Origin of the sequence: Mycobacterium sp. ACS4054, from assembly GCF_001667275.1 — a bacterium.
GTDB lineage: Bacteria > Actinomycetota > Actinomycetes > Mycobacteriales > Mycobacteriaceae > Mycobacterium.
This window is the reverse complement of sequence record NZ_LZHV01000017.1, coordinates 66562-81264: the sequence shown is the minus strand read 5'-3', so window position 1 is coordinate 81264 and position 14703 is coordinate 66562. Positions and strand designations below refer to the sequence as shown.

The 14703-nt window shown below is 68.6% G+C and carries 17 protein-coding genes; 5 read left to right on the top strand and 12 right to left on the bottom strand.

The features are described 5' to 3' along the window. Window positions 1–209 precede the first annotated feature (209 nt). Window positions 210–347, top strand: coding sequence for a hypothetical protein (locus tag A5730_RS24595; protein ID WP_156745670.1), 138 nt, complete (start codon window positions 210–212; stop codon window positions 345–347). A 36-nt stretch (window positions 348–383) separates the two neighbouring features. Here the strand turns inward: A5730_RS24595 and A5730_RS03560 are convergent, their stop codons facing one another. From A5730_RS03560 to A5730_RS03540, 5 genes are all read right to left on the bottom strand, one after another. Then, window positions 384–962 (bottom strand): fasciclin domain-containing protein, encoded by a 579-nt coding sequence (locus tag A5730_RS03560; RefSeq protein WP_067895714.1) that lies wholly within the window; start codon window positions 960–962, stop codon window positions 384–386. Window positions 963–1046: 84 nt separating this feature from the next. Next, window positions 1047–2798 carry a cytochrome c biogenesis protein DipZ gene (locus tag A5730_RS03555; RefSeq protein WP_067895969.1) on the bottom strand — a complete coding sequence of 584 codons (1752 nt, stop codon included), beginning with the start codon at window positions 2796–2798 and terminating at the stop codon, window positions 1047–1049. Between the two features lie 89 nt (window positions 2799–2887). Then, complete coding sequence (locus A5730_RS03550) at window positions 2888–3556, bottom strand: fasciclin domain-containing protein (RefSeq protein ID WP_067895711.1); 669 nt, start codon at window positions 3554–3556, stop codon at window positions 2888–2890. A 103-nt stretch (window positions 3557–3659) separates the two neighbouring features. After that, complete coding sequence (locus tag A5730_RS03545; protein ID WP_067895707.1) at window positions 3660–4355, bottom strand: anti-sigma factor domain-containing protein; 696 nt, start codon at window positions 4353–4355, stop codon at window positions 3660–3662. Further along, window positions 4352–4915: a sigma-70 family RNA polymerase sigma factor gene (locus tag A5730_RS03540; protein WP_067895966.1), complete on the bottom strand. Its 564-nt coding sequence runs from the start codon at window positions 4913–4915 to the stop codon at window positions 4352–4354. The genes A5730_RS03545 and A5730_RS03540 overlap by 4 nt, the downstream gene beginning before the upstream one ends. A gap of 150 nt (window positions 4916–5065) precedes the next feature. On the opposite strand from A5730_RS03540, the gene A5730_RS03535 reads away from it, so the two are divergent. After that, a complete protein-coding gene (locus tag A5730_RS03535; RefSeq protein WP_067895704.1) occupies window positions 5066–5764 on the top strand; it encodes a haloacid dehalogenase type II in 699 nt (232 codons plus the stop codon). Here A5730_RS03535 and A5730_RS03530 read toward each other — a convergent pair whose 3' ends face one another. The 4 genes from A5730_RS03530 to A5730_RS03515 are packed head-to-tail and all read right to left on the bottom strand — an operon-like array spanning window position 5765 to window position 8399. Next, on the bottom strand, window positions 5765–6163 hold the full coding sequence (locus A5730_RS03530) for a hypothetical protein (RefSeq protein WP_369829854.1): 399 nt from the start codon (window positions 6161–6163) through the stop codon (window positions 5765–5767). Between the two features lie 51 nt (window positions 6164–6214). Then, entirely contained in the window at window positions 6215–6754 is a 540-nt protein-coding gene (locus A5730_RS03525; protein WP_067895699.1) for an ester cyclase, read from the bottom strand. Beyond that, window positions 6751–8049 (bottom strand): cytochrome P450, encoded by a 1299-nt coding sequence (locus tag A5730_RS03520; protein ID WP_067895696.1) that lies wholly within the window; start codon window positions 8047–8049, stop codon window positions 6751–6753. Before A5730_RS03520 ends, A5730_RS03525 begins: the two co-directional genes overlap by 4 nt. 17 nt (window positions 8050–8066) lie before the next feature. After that, window positions 8067–8399, bottom strand: coding sequence for an MmpS family transport accessory protein (locus A5730_RS03515; protein WP_197506131.1), 333 nt, complete (start codon window positions 8397–8399; stop codon window positions 8067–8069). Window positions 8400–8505: 106 nt separating this feature from the next. Here A5730_RS03515 and A5730_RS03510 point away from each other — a divergent pair, with 106 nt between their 5' ends. Together A5730_RS03510 and A5730_RS03505 are read left to right on the top strand one after the other, a co-directional pair. Next, window positions 8506–9591 (top strand): dihydrodipicolinate reductase, encoded by a 1086-nt coding sequence (locus A5730_RS03510; protein ID WP_067895691.1) that lies wholly within the window; start codon window positions 8506–8508, stop codon window positions 9589–9591. A 104-nt stretch (window positions 9592–9695) separates the two neighbouring features. Next, window positions 9696–11357 carry an Hsp70 family protein gene (locus A5730_RS03505; protein ID WP_067895688.1) on the top strand — a complete coding sequence of 554 codons (1662 nt, stop codon included), beginning with the start codon at window positions 9696–9698 and terminating at the stop codon, window positions 11355–11357. Window position 11358: 1 nt separating this feature from the next. Here A5730_RS03505 and A5730_RS03500 read toward each other — a convergent pair whose 3' ends face one another. The 3 genes from A5730_RS03500 to A5730_RS03490 all read right to left on the bottom strand — a co-directional run bounded on the left by A5730_RS03500 (window position 11359) and on the right by A5730_RS03490 (window position 13885). Next, window positions 11359–11745, bottom strand: coding sequence for a hypothetical protein (locus tag A5730_RS03500; RefSeq protein ID WP_067895685.1), 387 nt, complete (start codon window positions 11743–11745; stop codon window positions 11359–11361). Between the two features lie 68 nt (window positions 11746–11813). Then, window positions 11814–12911: an SAM-dependent methyltransferase gene (locus tag A5730_RS03495; RefSeq protein ID WP_067895684.1), complete on the bottom strand. Its 1098-nt coding sequence runs from the start codon at window positions 12909–12911 to the stop codon at window positions 11814–11816. 17 nt (window positions 12912–12928) lie between these two features. Continuing rightward, a complete protein-coding gene (locus A5730_RS03490) occupies window positions 12929–13885 on the bottom strand; it encodes an SDR family oxidoreductase (protein WP_067895683.1) in 957 nt (318 codons plus the stop codon). Between the two features lie 71 nt (window positions 13886–13956). Between A5730_RS03490 and A5730_RS03485 the strand changes: the two genes are divergently transcribed. Continuing rightward, the gene (locus A5730_RS03485; RefSeq protein WP_067895682.1) at window positions 13957–14673 is read left to right on the top strand and encodes an SHOCT domain-containing protein; all 717 of its coding nucleotides are present in this window, start codon (window positions 13957–13959) and stop codon (window positions 14671–14673) included. Window positions 14674–14703: the final 30 nt, after the last annotated feature.

The window sequence follows — 14703 nt, the reverse complement described above, 5'->3', positions numbered from 1 at the left end:
GCCCGCCTCACAGCGACAACGTGCTGCATGCCCAGTTGTCGCTGTGAGGCGGGCACAACGCCCATTGCCTCTCTTGCGGTGACCGGTGGGGCCGGTGTGACTCGCGGCGATCACCCGAAATCGCCCCGCGCCGTTTGCCCGCCCGCGGGCGGGGTAATCAGCCTAAGCGGAACTACGTCCGCAACCGACGCGAAAGATGATGTGGCCCAATGGAAACACTGTGCCGTTGCTGCGCTTGTCTGGCGGCACCCCTGGCCCTCGTGCTGGGGAACATGGACGCGCCCCAGCACTCGGTCGCCGAGGCGTACACGCTCCAGCCGCTGACCAGCGTCACCCAACCGAACTAGAACCGACCGTCGACGCCACCGCCTGAATCCGGCCGATCATGCCGGCGGCATCAGCACCGTGTCGATCATGTACACCGTCGCGTTGGCCGTGGGCACCCCACCGCAGACCAGACCCGCGTTGTTGATCCGAAGGCCGTTGCCCTGCCCGGTCACATTCACGTTCGCGCCCTGAACGGTCTTGTGCGCGCCCGCGACCTTCGCGGGGCTCAGCTGGCCCGGCACCACGTGATAGGTCAGGATGCTGGTCAGCAGGTTGGAATCAGTCTTCAGCTGGTCGATGGTCTGCGCCGGCAGCTTGCCGAACGCGGCGTCGGTCGGCGCGAACACCGTGTACTGCCCGTTGTTCAACGTGTCGACCAGGTTGACGTTCGGGTTCAGCTTGCCCGACAGCGCCGACGTCAGGGTGGTCAGCGCCGGGTTGTTGGACGCCGCCACCGCCACCGGAACCTGAGACATTCCTTCCACCGACGCCGGGCCGTTGGGGTTGGCGGCCGCATAGTCGGAGCAGCCCGGCCCCACCAGATCGGCCGCCGCCGCGGTGGGAGCGGTCACCACACCCAAACCCAGCATCGCCGCTACCGCGAACCCCTTCGCTGCCGTCCTGTGTGCGTTCATCGTGTTTGACTCCTTTGGTTGGTCCGACCTTTGCGCAGTGATTCGGAGCGTGAACATCTTCGGATGGGTGGCGGCAAAAAGTTTCTAGCCGTAGGTGAACGAATACACCTGCAGCCCTTGGTCGGGGCGTACCTCGAGCGTCTCCGACTGCGGGTGATCGGCCGAGACGATCTGGTGCGACGTCGGCGGCCCGCTGATTGGGATCACGACGGATCGTCCGCCGCGGGTGACGGTGAGGGACCCGGTGCCGCCGACGACGAGGTAGACGTTCCTGGCGTGGTAATTGAGTTTGATGCTGGACTGGTTGCTTGCGGCGGTGGCGCCCTGGTAGTCCAGCGACCACGGCCCTTTCAGCGCGAAGCGATCGGCGGCCAGGGTGGGCGGGTAGTCGAAAGTGGTTGTGCCCTCGTCGTATACCCCGTTGCCGCCATAGTTGACGACCTTGCCGACGCTGAGGTAGGTCTCGGGCGTGGTCCGCTCCGGCAGGGCCCAGCGGCTGGTGTCTGTCGGCGGTGGCAGCACGAGGCCGGGATGCGCGGCGACGATCAGCTGCCTGATCAGATCCTCGGTGACGTTGTAGTCGCCCTCGCCGAATTTAATGTGGCGCACCTGGCCGGTGGGGTCGATCAGATACTCCGCGGGCCAGTACCGGTTGCGGTAGTTCGTCCACGTGGAGTAGCCGTTGTCCAAGGCGATCGGGTAGGTGATGCTCAGGTCGGCGGCGCCCTTGGCGACGTTGCCGGGCACCTGTTCGAACGCGTACTCCGGGGTGTGGATCCCGATGACCTCGAAACCGTCGCCGTGGTAGGCGTTGTACCAGCTGACGACGTGCTGGATGGCGCGCTGACAATTGATGCACGAGTACGCCCAGAAATCGATCAGCACCACCTTGCCGCGCAGGGACGCCAGTGTGACCGGTTGGTTGTCGGGCGTGTTCAGCCACCCCGTGATGCCGGTGAGATCCGGTGCCGGGCCGCAGTTTTCGAGGTCCCGGTTGCCGTCGCTGCAGTTCGACAGCTGAGCGTTCTGCTCGTTGACGATGCCGCCGAGGTAGAGCTTCTCCTGGACCTCGGGGTCGGCGGCCAACTTTTCTTGCAGCCCGCTGGTGTAGTCGGGAAGGGTGCGTTGCAGAACCGCGGGGATGTTGAACACCAGTCCCACCGCGAGCGCGATCATCACGATCCCGGCCGCGACGCGGATGTCGCGCTGCCGCCGCCGGAACGCCCCCACCCGCTGGGCCACCCGATGGCCCGCCAACGCGAAGAACAACAGCGGCAGCGCGGCGCCGAGCGCGAAGGCGCCGGTGAGCACCACGGTGCGCGGGCCGAGGGGAGCCGTGGCGCCGGCCACCACGATCGCGGCCAGGATCGGCCCGGCGCACGGGACATACAAAACGCCCAGCGCGAGGCCGAGACCGAACCCGCCGCCACCAAACCCGAACTGCTTCTGCGGGATACGCGCAAACGGGCGCTCCAGCAGCCGTTCGACACTCGGGAAGATCAACCCGAAACCAATGGCGACCAGGGCGACCAAGGCGACCCAACGGATGGCGTCCTGCGGCAGGTGCAGCAGCGACAGCAGCGTCGAGCCCGCCAACGTGACCAACGTGAAGCTGAGCACCAGCCCGCCGATGACGAGGTAGGGGCGCGCGTTGCGCGATGCGCGCTGCGGTCGTGTCGCGACGTTCACGCCCCCGCCCGGAACCGGTTGTGCGGCACGGTCATCGGCCCGGCCTTGCGCGCCGGCGAAGAAGATGACCGGCAATACCGGCAGGATGCACGGCGATACGCCGGTGATGAGGCCCCCGACGAAGCCGATCAGCGCGATGGTGAGCATGAAAGGCATTCGCGGCCGAGCGCGCCGCGGATGGGTGCCGCCGCAAGAAAAACAGCCCGGCCGAAGCCGGGCTGTCCATCCAGGTGGCCTTACTGGGTCGGCGGCATCAGCACCGTGTCGATCATGTACACCGTGGCGTTGGCGGTGTGCACCCCGCCGCACACCAACCCGGCGTCGTTGACTTTGAGGTCGTTCCCCTGACCGGAGACCGTCAGCTTGGCGCCCTGCAGGGTGGTGTGGTCACCGTCGACCTTCATCGGGCTCGCCTGACCCTGCACCACGTGATAGGTCAGGATGCTCTTCAGCAACTGCGAGTCCGTCTTGAGTTTGTCGATGGTGCCCGCCGGGAGCTTGTCGAAGGCGGCGTTGGTGGGCGCAAAGACGGTGTACTGGCCGCTGTTCAGCGTGTCGACCAGGTTGACGTTCGGGTTGAGCTTGCCGGACAGCGCCGACGTCAGCGTGGTCAGCATCGGGTTGTTCGACGCCGCGGTGGCGACGGGGTCCTGAGCCATCCCCGCGACCGACCCCGGGCCGCTGGGGTTCTGCTTGGCGTAGTCGCCGCAGCCGGCCCCGATCAGATCCGCCGCCGGATCGGTGGTGGCCACCGTCGTCATCGGAGCCGTCACCACGCTGACGGCCGTGCTGCCGCTCATCGTCGGCCCAGCCGCCGGCTTGTTGTTCGAACACGCCGAAAAACCCACTACCGCAATCGTCGCGAGCCCCGCCGCCGCGATTGCCCTGCCCCGAACGTTGATCATCGCGTTTGCACTCCTTCTCCTGCGGCGGCCCATAGCGCCGCCTTTCCGACCGGACAGGAGTGATTCGGAGACGACGGGGTCGCGGACGGATTTCGACAGCGGCTCAGCTGAGGGGCAACGCGGCCAGTATGGTTCCGGTGGGCCGCGGCGACCCGGTGCCGGGTTCGACGGTGAACGCCAGGGTGGTCGACGATCCCAGGTTGGTGAGCGTCGCGGTGGTCGACGGCGCCACCGCCGCGGTGCCCATGGTGCCGGCCGATGTCGGACCCTTGTCGCCGAGCAACCACATCTGGTAGACCGTCCCGGGTTTCGGCGGCGGGACGTTGTTCATCACCAGCACGCCGGCATTGCGGTCGTGGGAAAAGACCACGGTGGCAGTGCCATTGCCGAGCGGGCCGGAAACGGTGCGCACGTCCGGGGCCGCAAACACCTGCTCGGCGACGGTCGACGGCGGGTGCGGGCGCATGGCTATCCCGACGCCGAACGCGACGGCTCCGACCACCACCGCGGCTGCCGCCGCCGAAAGGGCGGCGCGCCAACCGAATTTGCGCCCGTCGCGTGCGGGCAGGGCCGCCAGCGTGGCGGCCCGCAGGTGCTCCGGCGGTTCGACGGCCGTCGTCGCCGAGATGGCCGCCATGGTCTCGCGAACGGCGCGGACTTCGCTTTCGAAGGCCGACGCCACCGACCGCGGGGCGGCCGCCAGCCGCCGCTCGATGTCGGCGCGCTCCGCGTCCGAGACCGCATCCAACGCGTACGGCGTTGCAAGCTCGAGCAATTCGAATTCGTTCGGTTCCGTCATGGCACTTCCAGGCAGTTACGCAGGGCGCGGAGCGCGTCGCGCATGCGCGACTTGATCGTCGACAGGTTCGCGGCCAGCCGGTCCGACACCTGGCTGTAGGTCAGTCCGTCGTAGTACGCCAACTGGATACACTCCCGCTGGGTGTCGGTCAACGCGCCCAGGCATTCGACCACCCGGCGACGCTCGTCGCCGGCGATCGCGGAATCGGCGACGACGTCGGTGGCGGGGTCGGCGCTCGCCGCGGCGTAGCGGGCATCCCGCTTGCCGGACGCTTCCTCGGCCCGCACCCGGTCGACGGCCCGCCGGTGCGCGATGGTCAGCAGCCAGGACAGGCCCGAGCCCCTGCCGGAGTCGTAGTCCGGCGCGGTTCGCCACACCTCGCAGTAGACCTCTTGGGTGGTCTCCTCGCTGTAGCCGGAATCGCGCAGCACCCGCATCACCATGCCGTACACCCGACTCTTAGTGAGGTCGTAAACCGTCGCGAACGCGTCGCGGTCCCCGCGCGCGACCTCGCGCAGCAGTGCGTCCAGGTCCTTGCTGGGCGGCGGCGGTCCGGTCATCGATCGGTAGCCTAGCGCCAGCCCGGCATCGACACGGCCGGATCCGGGCGCCTGCCGCGCCGAGGTCCCGACATGCATCCACTCCCGGTATTCGTAGCCCGGGCCCGGGCGGACGGTTCCCGTCAACCGCGCGAGGGCCATGATTGGCGGGTGGTCAAAGCTTTGTTGTTCGACGTGCAGGGCACCGCGACGGACTTTCATTCGACCGTCTGCGACGAGGCGCGGCGGATCAGCGCCGGCCGGCGCCCGGATGCCGACTGGCCCGAGGTGGTAAGGCGTTGGCGCGCAGGCTACTTCACGACGCTGGAGCAGGCGCGGGCCGGCCAAAGCGCGTGGGTGTCGGTGCACTCGGTGTATCGGCGGGCGCTCGACCCCGTCCTGGACGAGCGCGGCATCGCGTTCACGGAGGACGAAAGAGACGAACTGACGCAGGCCTGGCGACGGCTCAAGCCCTGGCCGGACGTGGTGCCCGGGCTCACGCGCCTGAAAGTGGGGTACACGCTGGCCACCCTGTCCAACGCCGACGTGTCAGCCGTCGTCGAGATCTCCAAGCGGGCGGGCTTGCCGTGGGACGCGGTCTTCGCCGCCGAGATGGCCGGGGTGTTCAAGCCCGACCCGGCCATCTATCGGATGGCCGCGACCTACCTGGGCCTGGAGCCCGCCGAGATCATGATGGTGGCCAGCCACAAGTACGACATCCGCGCGGCGGGCCGGCTGGGTTTCGCGACGGCCTTCGTCGCGCGTCCGCTGGAGTTCGGGGTCGACGGCGAGGCCGACGTGGCCTATTCCGACGAGTTCGACGTCAACGCGTCCGACTTCAACGACCTGGCGGCGCAGCTCGGCTGCTGATCAGCGGCGTGCGGAACCCGTCAGCGGTTGCCCGTTGGCGGACTGCAGCAGGCAGATGACCGTGCTCGGGGTGGGGTCGGCGCCCGTCCGATCCTGGTTCGAGTCGATGAGGAACGTGATCGAGAACGGGCTGCCGTCGACGGATCGGCCGGTATATGGCGCGAATCCATCGTTGCAGTCCTTGTTCGCGACGATGGCGACGGCCTTGTCGACGGCCAAGGGGCCACGCAGATACACCTCGGCCAAATGTGGTGTGCCGCAGTCGACGGCGGTCACCGTGATCCGGCTGAGGTCGATCGGCGGTAGGTCGGCCACGCAGTCGCCGACCTGCAGGTCGATCCATTTGACCGTGTGCGAGGTGGTGGGGGCGGCCGTGGCACTCGCGGAGGCGGCCAGCATCGCGGCGACGGTCAGGCCGCCTACCGCACAAAGGCCACGCATGCGCAGAGTCTAGGCACCCGTGAGCGCCGGGTCGGGCTTTTCCGACGACATCGACAGGAAGCCGCGCGCGCAGCGCGCGGCCAGCAGCCAGTTCGCCGGCTTCTTCATGTCCAGCCCGCCCAGGAGCTGTTTGATCATGGTCAGCGTGTCGAAGTAAATGCGTTCGCACACAAGCGTTTCGGACTCGTCGAACACGAAGTAGGCCGTCATGCGGACCCGGAACCGGCTGCCGGTGGGCGGGACCCTGCCCAGGTATCCGCGATGGGTGCCCATCAACCAGAACTCGACGATCACCGCGTCGGCGCTGTGCCGCAGCGCGATGATCTCGTGGTCCTGGTCGGGAAACGCGGTCCGCGTGTAGGTGTAGTAGTCGCGCACCGCGGCGTCGCCGTCGTGCACGATCATCTGCGGGATCAGCTCGTAGCGCGGATGCGGGAACGTCGCCAGCACGTCGTCCCAGTCCTGGCGGACCTCGTCGTGGAAATGATCGAGCACCAGCTTCTCTCGGGCGGCCAGCACGTCGGCCGAAGGGAACGCGGGAATGGTCATCCTCGCGGCGGGGTCCAGGCGACCGGCAGGGTCTTGATGCCGTGGATGAACTGCGACAGCAGCCGCGCTGGCTCGTCGACCGCGACGATGTCCGGGATTTCGCGGCGCAGTTCGTCGAAGACGACCCGGATCTCGCGGCGGGCCAGGTTGGCGCCCAGGCAGAAATGCGCGCCGCCGCCGCCAAAACCGAAGTGCGGGTTGGGGCTACGCGACACGTCGAACAGCCAGGGATTGTCGAACGTCGACTCGTCGCGGTTGGCCGAGTTGTACCACAGCACGGCCTTGTCGCGTTCCGCCAGCTTGGTGCCACTCAGCTTGAAGTCGCGGGTCAGGGTCCGCCGCATGTACACCACCGGCGAGGCCCACCGCACGATCTCCTCGACCGCGGTGGGCGCCAGCCGGTCGAAGTTGGCCCACCACTTCTCCCGCTCGTCGGGGTACCGCGACAGCGCCAGCACGCCATGGCTGATCGCGTTGCGGGTGGTCTCGTTGCCGGCCACCACCAAAAGGATGAAGAACGACGCGATCTCGGCCGACGTCAGGCGTTCGCCGTCGACCTCGGCTTCGACCAGGCTGGTGGTGAGGTCGTCGTGATGATTGAGCCGGCGATCCTCGGCGAGCGCGGAGGCGTACGCGCCGATGTCCATCGAGATCTTGAGGAATTCGTCGAAGTCGGTCGTCAGGTCGGGATCGCCGAACCCGAGAATCACGTTGGTCCAGTGGAAGATTCGCTGATGGTCCTCCTCGGGGATGCCCATCATGTCGCAGATGATCTGCAGCGGCAGCGGCCCGGCGAGCTCGGTGACCAGATCGGCTTCCCCGTTGGGGTGGTTGGTGATCAGCGCCGAGACCAGCCGGCGCGCCCGCTCGCGCACCGACGCCTCGATGCGCGCCACCACCTTCGGGGTGAACGCCCGGCTGACGATCGAGCGCAGCCGTTGGTGTCGCGGGTCGTCGAGCACGATCATCGAACCGAAGTATTCGGCGATCTCGGGCGCGTTGTCGTTGACGGTGATGTTCGGCGTGCTGCTGAAGATCTCCGGATGACGGCTGGCGAAGTGCACGTCGTCGTGCTTGGTCAGCGACCAATAGCCCTCGCCCGCCTCGAATCCCTCCATCTCGATCGCGGGCCAGAACGACAGCGGGGCCTCGCGCCGCAGGGTGGCGAAGGCGCCGTCGCGAAAGTCGTCGTCGAGGCCCCAGAAGTCGAGCGAATCGAGGTGGATGTCGGCGAGGGGTACTTCGGGCGGGGGCGCCCCGTTGGTTCGCGTCGCGATGCCGGTCTTCAGACTCACCCAAAACCTCCTGCGGATTAGTGCGTGCAGACGGTCCGGCCGCCCGCCGACTGCGCGTCGGCGACCACGTTGCCGTCGAGCAGGATCCGGCAGCGGATGGGCCCGACGCCCTGCGCGCTGACCACGAACACCTGGCCCCCGAACGAGGTGAACTCCGTCGACCAGGGCAGCGGCGCGTTCACCTGGTGCAGCTGGCCTTGGTCGGTTTGGTAGTAGATGAATTGCGCGACGCCCGTACCGGTCACCTCGTAGCGGGCCTGGGGCATCTGCGGGATCGCGTGGGCCACGCCGGGGGCCGCCGCGACGCCGACAGCGAACAGGACCGAGAGCGCTCGCACATGCTTCGTCATGATTTGCATCGTGTCATCACATGCGGTGCTAGGGAAGCTTTCCGGCTAGTCGAAGGTCGGGCCGGTCTAGGGTGAGTCCCACGGGGGCTGGTACGGGAAGGTGAGTATGTCGGAACACGGCACAAAGCGTGTGGTGGTTTGGGGCACCGGCTTCGTCGGCAAGATGGTGATCGCCGAGATCGTCAAGCACCCGCTGTTCGAGTTGGTGGGCGTCGGCGTCAGCAACCCCGACAAGGTCGGGCGCGACGTCGGCGACGTCTGCGGGCTGGGAGAGCCGGTAGGCGTCATCGCCACCGACGACGTCGACGCGCTGATCGCGCTGAAGCCCGACGCGCTGGTGCACTACGGCCCGACCGCCATGCACGCCAAGGACAACATCTCGCTCATCACCCGCTTCCTGCGCGCCGGCATCGACGTGTGCTCGACCGCGATGACGCCGTGGGTGTGGCCGACGATGCACCTCAACCCGCCGAACTGGATCGCGCCCATCACCGAGGCCTGCGAGCTGGGGGAGTCGTCGTGCTTCACCACCGGCATCGACCCCGGGTTCGCCAACGACCTGTTCCCCATGACGCTGATGGGCCTGTGCTCGGAGGTGCGCCGGGTGCGGGCGTCGGAATTGCTGGACTACACGAACTACGAAGGCGATTACGAAGTCGAGATGGGCATCGGCCGCGAGCCCGAGTACACCCCGCTGCTGGAAGACTCCAACATGCTGATCTTCGCGTGGGGCGCCACCGTCCCGATGATCGCCCACGCGGCCGGCATCATGCTCGACGAGATCACCACCACCTGGGACAAGTGGGTGACGCCCACCGAGCGCAACACTGTCAAGGGCGTCATCAAGCCCGGGCACGTCGCGGCCGTCCGCTTCACCATCAACGGAATCTACAAGGGCGAGAACAGGATTCAGCTCGAGCACGTCAACCGCATCGGCCTCGACGCCGCACCGGACTGGCCCTGCGGCCACGACAACGACGTCTACCGGGTGGACATCGAGGGCACGCCGAGCGTCTTCCAGGAAACCGCGTTCCGGTTCACCGACGGCTCGGGCCGCGACGCGGCCACCGCCGGTTGCCTGGCGACGGGGATGCGGGCGTTGAATGCCGTGCCGGCCGTCAACGACCTGCGGCCCGGCTGGGTCACCCCGCTCGACCTGCCGCTGATCGCCGGCGCGGGCAACATCCGCTGACCCGGCGCACAGCGGGCACCTAGGTGTCGCTGAGACGCGGTACAGGTTTCGGCGGCACAATAACGGCTAGCCGTGCGCAGTCGCTGGAGTTGGGGTTGAGACATATGGCCGATGGAGCTGGGACCGCGCTGGGCCTGTCGATCGGGGCCACCAACCTCGCGGCGGTCGCCGCGGACCAGGCCGTAACCCGCAAACCGGTGCTGACGCTGTACCCCGAGCGCGCGCCCGAGGTCGGCATTCCCGCGGAGAACCCGCGCCTGGACCAGCCCGGACTGGTGATGACGGGCTTCGTGAACCGGGTCGCCGACCCGCGCGGCATCGTGGCGGCCGACGGCTCGGTGCACCGCGGCGAGGAACTGGTCGCCGACGCCATGCGCGCCGTGGCCTACGCCGTGACCGGCGGCCGGCCCCTGCCCGACAGCGTGGCGGTGACCTATCCCGCCCACTGGGCCTCGCCGACGGTCGACGCCGTGGGCACCGCGCTGAGCTCGGTGACCGAGTGGTCGAACCGGGCGCGGCCCCTGCTGCTGATTCCCGACGCCGCGGCCACGCTGTTCGCCGTGCGCACCAACCCCGGCATGCCGGCTCGCGGCACCGTGGCGATCTGCGACTTCGGTGGCAGCGGCACCAACATCACGTTCCTGGCCGCCGACGGCGACTACCAGGCGCTGGCCCCGACCGTGCGGCTGCACGACTTCTCCGGCGACCTGATCGACCAGGAGCTGCTGAGCGCCGTCATCTCCAACATGCCGAGCACCGCGGGCTTCGACCCGGCGGGCACCGTGGCGATCGGCTCGCTGAGCCGGCTGCGGACCGCCTGCCGGGCCGCCAAGGAGGAGTTGTCGTCGAGCACGACGACCACGCTGCGCGACGGCCTCACCGGCGACGTGACGGTGACGCGCGCCGACCTCGACGAGGCGATCCGCACACCGCTCGACAGGTTCGTCGCGGTGCTGGAAAACACGTTGGCGCGCAACGGGATCCAAGATTTGGTCGCGATCGTCTCCGCCGGGGGCGGGGCGAACATCCCCGCGCTCACCACCGCGCTGTCGCAGTACTTCCGCGTCCCGGTGATCACCACGCCGCGCCCGCAGCTCACGGCGGCCACCGGCGCGGCGCTGCGGGCGGCGCACGGCCCCGGCGAAAACGCGGCCACGGCGTCGGCGCCCGCCGCGCCCGCGACCGCGACGGCGCCCGCCGCGAGCGCCATGCCGGCGCGGGCGTGGTCGCAGACCGGGACCGAAGCGCGGGTGACGCCTCCCGCCGAACCGTCGGGTGAGCCCGAGAAGCGCAAGCGGCGCCTGTTCCGGCTGCCCGTGGTGGCGGCGGTCGTCGCCGCCGCGGCGGCCGCGCTGCTGGTGGGTGCCGCGGTCACGATCGGCCTGCACTCGGCGAACAAATCGGCGACGACGCCGGCACCCGGCGTGACCAGCAGCCCGGCTCCCGCACCGCCGGCCAACACCGCGACCGCTCAGCCGCCGCCGCCCACGCAAGAGGCGCCGCCGTCCGTCACGGATACCAACCCGCCGGCCAACACCGAGACGCCGTCGACCTCCGTCCCGTCAGCCAAACCGCAGCAGGCGCCGCCGCTGGCGGCCGCGCCCGCGATCCCGCGGATTCCGGAGGTGCCGCCCATTCCGCCGGTGCCCGGCCTCAACGAGCCCATCCCCGGGCTGGACCGGGTCAACCAGATCATTCAGGGGATCGGCGGAGACTTGGGCATCCGCGGCATCCCCCAACTGCCTGCGCTGGGAACGACCCAGTAGGTCAATCCTTTTCGCCCTTGTTCTCCGCCTTCGCGGCCTCTTTGAGCTTCTCGTTGAGCTCTTTGTCCTTCTCGATCTGCTCTTTGAGAGCTTCCTCGTCGCGATCGTCGTCGGACTTGCTTTGCTCGCCGGAGTCTGCGCCCTCGGGGACCTCGTGCTTGGGATTGCCGTCCTCGTCCAGCCAGTCGTTGACCGCGGTGCCCGAAACGCTGCCCCCGGTGCCGGGCAGCACGATGGTGGGCTTCTCCTTGTAGGCCTCCATCATCTCGGCGGCCTTCTCTTTGTCGCTTTCGTCGGGCTCCGGCTTCTCGGTCAGCTTTTGCTCGTCGTCTTGATCCTTGTCCTGATCGTTTGCCTGATCAGTGGACTTGTCATCCTGCACGCTCATGCAAAACCCCCTCGCAGTCGCAGTCGCGATGTGAGGGGGTTACCCGTTGCGGCGTTGTGTCGAAACTCTCACGGGCCGGATCGCTCGCGCTTGACCAGCTCGACCAGCGCCAGCGGAATCCGCATCGGCTCCGGCGCGGTTGACAGGTGCGCCGCGACCGCCCGCTCCAGCTGGTCGACGAATTCGGTGGCCCGCGCGTCGTGGGCCCCGCCGTCCAGCCCGCGCACCAGGGCGGGAAAGAGCGCAGCCCGGGCAAACGCCGCCCACTGCCCGCCGAACGCCTCGGCGTCGCGGTCCGCCTGGTAGCGGGCCCAGAATCGATCCTGCGCGTTGAACATCTCGAGGTGGTCGATCGTCAGGCCCTCGAAGCGCCCGCTCGGCGCGAACGGGGCGCGAAAGTCCTTCTCGCTGCGGGCAAATGTCGGGATGGTCATGCGCCCCGCCTCGTCCTGGCGGAGCAGACCGTCGCGCACCTGATCGCCCAGCCCGGTCAGCATCGCGTCGAGCAGCGTCGGGAACCCCGACGTGCCGTCCTCGTCCTGGGCGATCGTCATCACCACCAGCCGGCCGTCGGGCGCCAGCTCGCGGCCGCGGAACGCCACGAAGTTGTGCCAGTCCAGGGCGGCCCGCTCGGCGTACGCGGCGCGCGCCGCCGTGTCGCTGCTGTAGGTCACGTGCACGTGGTCGTGAACCTCGCCGGGCATGGTGCTCAGCCACTGCGTCCCCCACGACGACCAGCCGAGGTTGACCGTATTGGACGGCACGATCTGGTCGTAGAACGAGCGGCCGATCGACGACGCGAACGTGGCCGCGTCCAATTGCAGGTAGCTTTCCGGGTCATCGGCCAGGGTGTGAAACAGCGCCGAGAAGTCGTTGTCGGGAATGTCGGTGTGCACCACCAGGATTGCGTGGTCCTGTCGGGTGCGGCGACGCAGCACCGCGATGGCCGCCGACATCGGCTTGAGCGAATTGTGCCCGTTGGCGGCGCCGTAATCCGCGATCACGATCGGCTGCGGGGCCTTGGGCAGCGTTACCTGCTCGGCGGCGCGCTCGAACAACGCGATCGCCGGGGCCAACCCGGCGGCCTGCAGGCGCGACGACTGGGTGTAAACCGGCTCCGGCCGGACCACAATGCTCGATTCGGGCATCCGAGGCTGAGGCCGCATGTCGGAAACGATAGTCGTCAGCTTGGCTTCGGGTAGCTGACGCCGGTGAGTTGCTCGGAGAGCTCCCAAAGCCGTTGGCAGTCAGCCTCATTGCGCGCCCGCTCGGGCACCCTGGCCTGCCGCACCCCGCCGCCCGCCAGCTCTTGGAAGCCGCGGGGCCCGTAGAACGCGCCGCCCTCGGCGTGCGGCGCGGCGGCCGCGTACAGTGCCGGCAGGATGCCCTCGTCGATCTCCTGCCACAGGAACGGGGTGAACCGCCAGGACGCCTTGTACAGCCGCTCCATCAGCGCGGGCTTCTCGCGGCCGTGCGACGGCCCGGCGATCTGCAGGTTGGTCTTGGTCAGGCCCGGGTGCGCGGCGTTGGAGACGATGCCCCAGCCGGCCGCCCGGCTGCGCCGGTCCAGTTCGAGCGCGAACATCAGCACCGCCAGCTTCGACTGGCCGTACGCCGACATCGCCGCGTAGGACTTCTCGAAATTCGGGTCGTTGAAATGGATCTTGCCGCTCTGGCGGGCCGCCAGGCTGCTCAGCGAGACGACGCGCGCTTTGCCGGCGGCGCGCAGCAGCGGCAGCACGTGCCCCGTCAGCGCAAAGTGGCCGAGATGGTTGCTGCCGAACTGCAATTCGAAGCCGTCGGCCGTGGTGTCGCGTTCCGGCGGCGTCATCACACCGGCGTTGTTGATCAGGATGTCGATCGGGCGGCCCTCGGCGTTGAGTTGTTCACCCAGGGCGGCGACCGAGGCAAGCGACGACAGGTCCAGCGACTTGATGGTCAGCTTGGCATCGGGGACCGCGGTGCGGATTTCGGCGATCGCCTTCTCGCCTTTGACGCGGTTGCGGATCGCCATGACGACGTCGGCCCCGGCGGCCGCGAGGCGCCGGGCCAGGCCGAACCCCAGTCCGCTGTTGGCGCCGGTGACGATTGCCAGCTTGCCCGACAGGTCGGGCACCGTGGCGACAAGATCGTTGGCCATGCGTAACGCTCCTCTCGGTGTAGCCCGGGTCCAGTGTGCGCCGTTTGCCGCCCCGGTGACACACTGCGTGGATGAGCAGCCGACGGCTCGCGAAGCTTTCGCTGGCCGCTGCCATCGCGATGATGGTCGTATCGGTGGGCGGTTTCATCACCGCCCTGGTGCTCAACGCCTTCTTCCTGGACAAATACAACGCCTACGGGGAGGTGCCGATCCCCGGTTCGGGCAGCGTCTACCTGCCGGCCGGCGACGTCACCGTCAGCCTGCACACCGTCGTGATCAGCGGTCCGGACCGCGGTCTGCCGGTGCCGCCGCTGGGGGTCACCATCGCGCCGCCCGAGGGAGTGGCGCAGCCGGTGGTGACCGAGAGCATCGGGACCACGACGACGGTCAACAACGACGCGCACGTGCGGGTGTGGGTGGCGCGGATCGCGGCCAACGGCACCTACAACATCACCACCGACGGGCAGGTCAACGGCTTCATCGCCCCGCGACTGGCCTTCGGGCACCAGACTTCCTATGGCTTTTTGGTGTGGCTGTTCGTCGCCACCTTCGTGGCGGGGCTGATCGGTGCGTTGTTGGCGGGCTCATGGCTGGCCCGCACCCGCCGCCGGGCGGTGGTGGCGGCGAACCCGTCGTACCACCCTCCCGCCGTCGCGGTGGCGCACGAACCGACAGACGAGGGCGTGCGGCTGGAGCGCCTCAAAACCCTTGCGGCCCTGCGGGATTCCGGGGCGCTAACCGACGCGGAGTTCGAGACCGAGAAGCGCCGCGTGCTGGAGGGGCATTAGCGCCTCTTCGATCGGGGGTGCCAAAGCCGC

Bases quoted from the DNA above. Each gene is read 5' to 3' on its own strand.
- A5730_RS03540 (WP_067895966.1), bottom strand. From the start codon at position 4,915: ATGACCGGACCGCCGCCGCCCAGCAAGGACCTGGACGCACTGCTGCGC.
- A5730_RS03555 (WP_067895969.1), bottom strand. From the start codon at position 2,798: ATGCTCACCATCGCGCTGATCGGCTTCGTCGGGGGCCTCATCACCGGC.
- A5730_RS03485 (WP_067895682.1), top strand. From the start codon at position 13,957: ATGAGCAGCCGACGGCTCGCGAAGCTTTCGCTGGCCGCTGCCATCGCG.
- A5730_RS03530 (WP_369829854.1), bottom strand. From the start codon at position 6,163: ATGCTGGCCGCCTCCGCGAGTGCCACGGCCGCCCCCACCACCTCGCAC.
- A5730_RS03500 (WP_067895685.1), bottom strand. From the start codon at position 11,745: ATGAGCGTGCAGGATGACAAGTCCACTGATCAGGCAAACGATCAGGAC.
- A5730_RS24595 (WP_156745670.1), top strand. From the start codon at position 210: ATGGAAACACTGTGCCGTTGCTGCGCTTGTCTGGCGGCACCCCTGGCC.
- A5730_RS03495 (WP_067895684.1), bottom strand. From the start codon at position 12,911: ATGCGGCCTCAGCCTCGGATGCCCGAATCGAGCATTGTGGTCCGGCCG.
- A5730_RS03560 (WP_067895714.1), bottom strand. From the start codon at position 962: ATGAACGCACACAGGACGGCAGCGAAGGGGTTCGCGGTAGCGGCGATG.
- A5730_RS03490 (WP_067895683.1), bottom strand. From the start codon at position 13,885: ATGGCCAACGATCTTGTCGCCACGGTGCCCGACCTGTCGGGCAAGCTG.
- A5730_RS03550 (WP_067895711.1), bottom strand. From the start codon at position 3,556: ATGATCAACGTTCGGGGCAGGGCAATCGCGGCGGCGGGGCTCGCGACG.
- A5730_RS03515 (WP_197506131.1), bottom strand. From the start codon at position 8,399: ATGACGAAGCATGTGCGAGCGCTCTCGGTCCTGTTCGCTGTCGGCGTC.
- A5730_RS03505 (WP_067895688.1), top strand. From the start codon at position 9,696: ATGGCCGATGGAGCTGGGACCGCGCTGGGCCTGTCGATCGGGGCCACC.
- A5730_RS03510 (WP_067895691.1), top strand. From the start codon at position 8,506: ATGTCGGAACACGGCACAAAGCGTGTGGTGGTTTGGGGCACCGGCTTC.
- A5730_RS03525 (WP_067895699.1), bottom strand. From the start codon at position 6,754: ATGACCATTCCCGCGTTCCCTTCGGCCGACGTGCTGGCCGCCCGAGAG.
- A5730_RS03545 (WP_067895707.1), bottom strand. From the start codon at position 4,355: ATGACGGAACCGAACGAATTCGAATTGCTCGAGCTTGCAACGCCGTAC.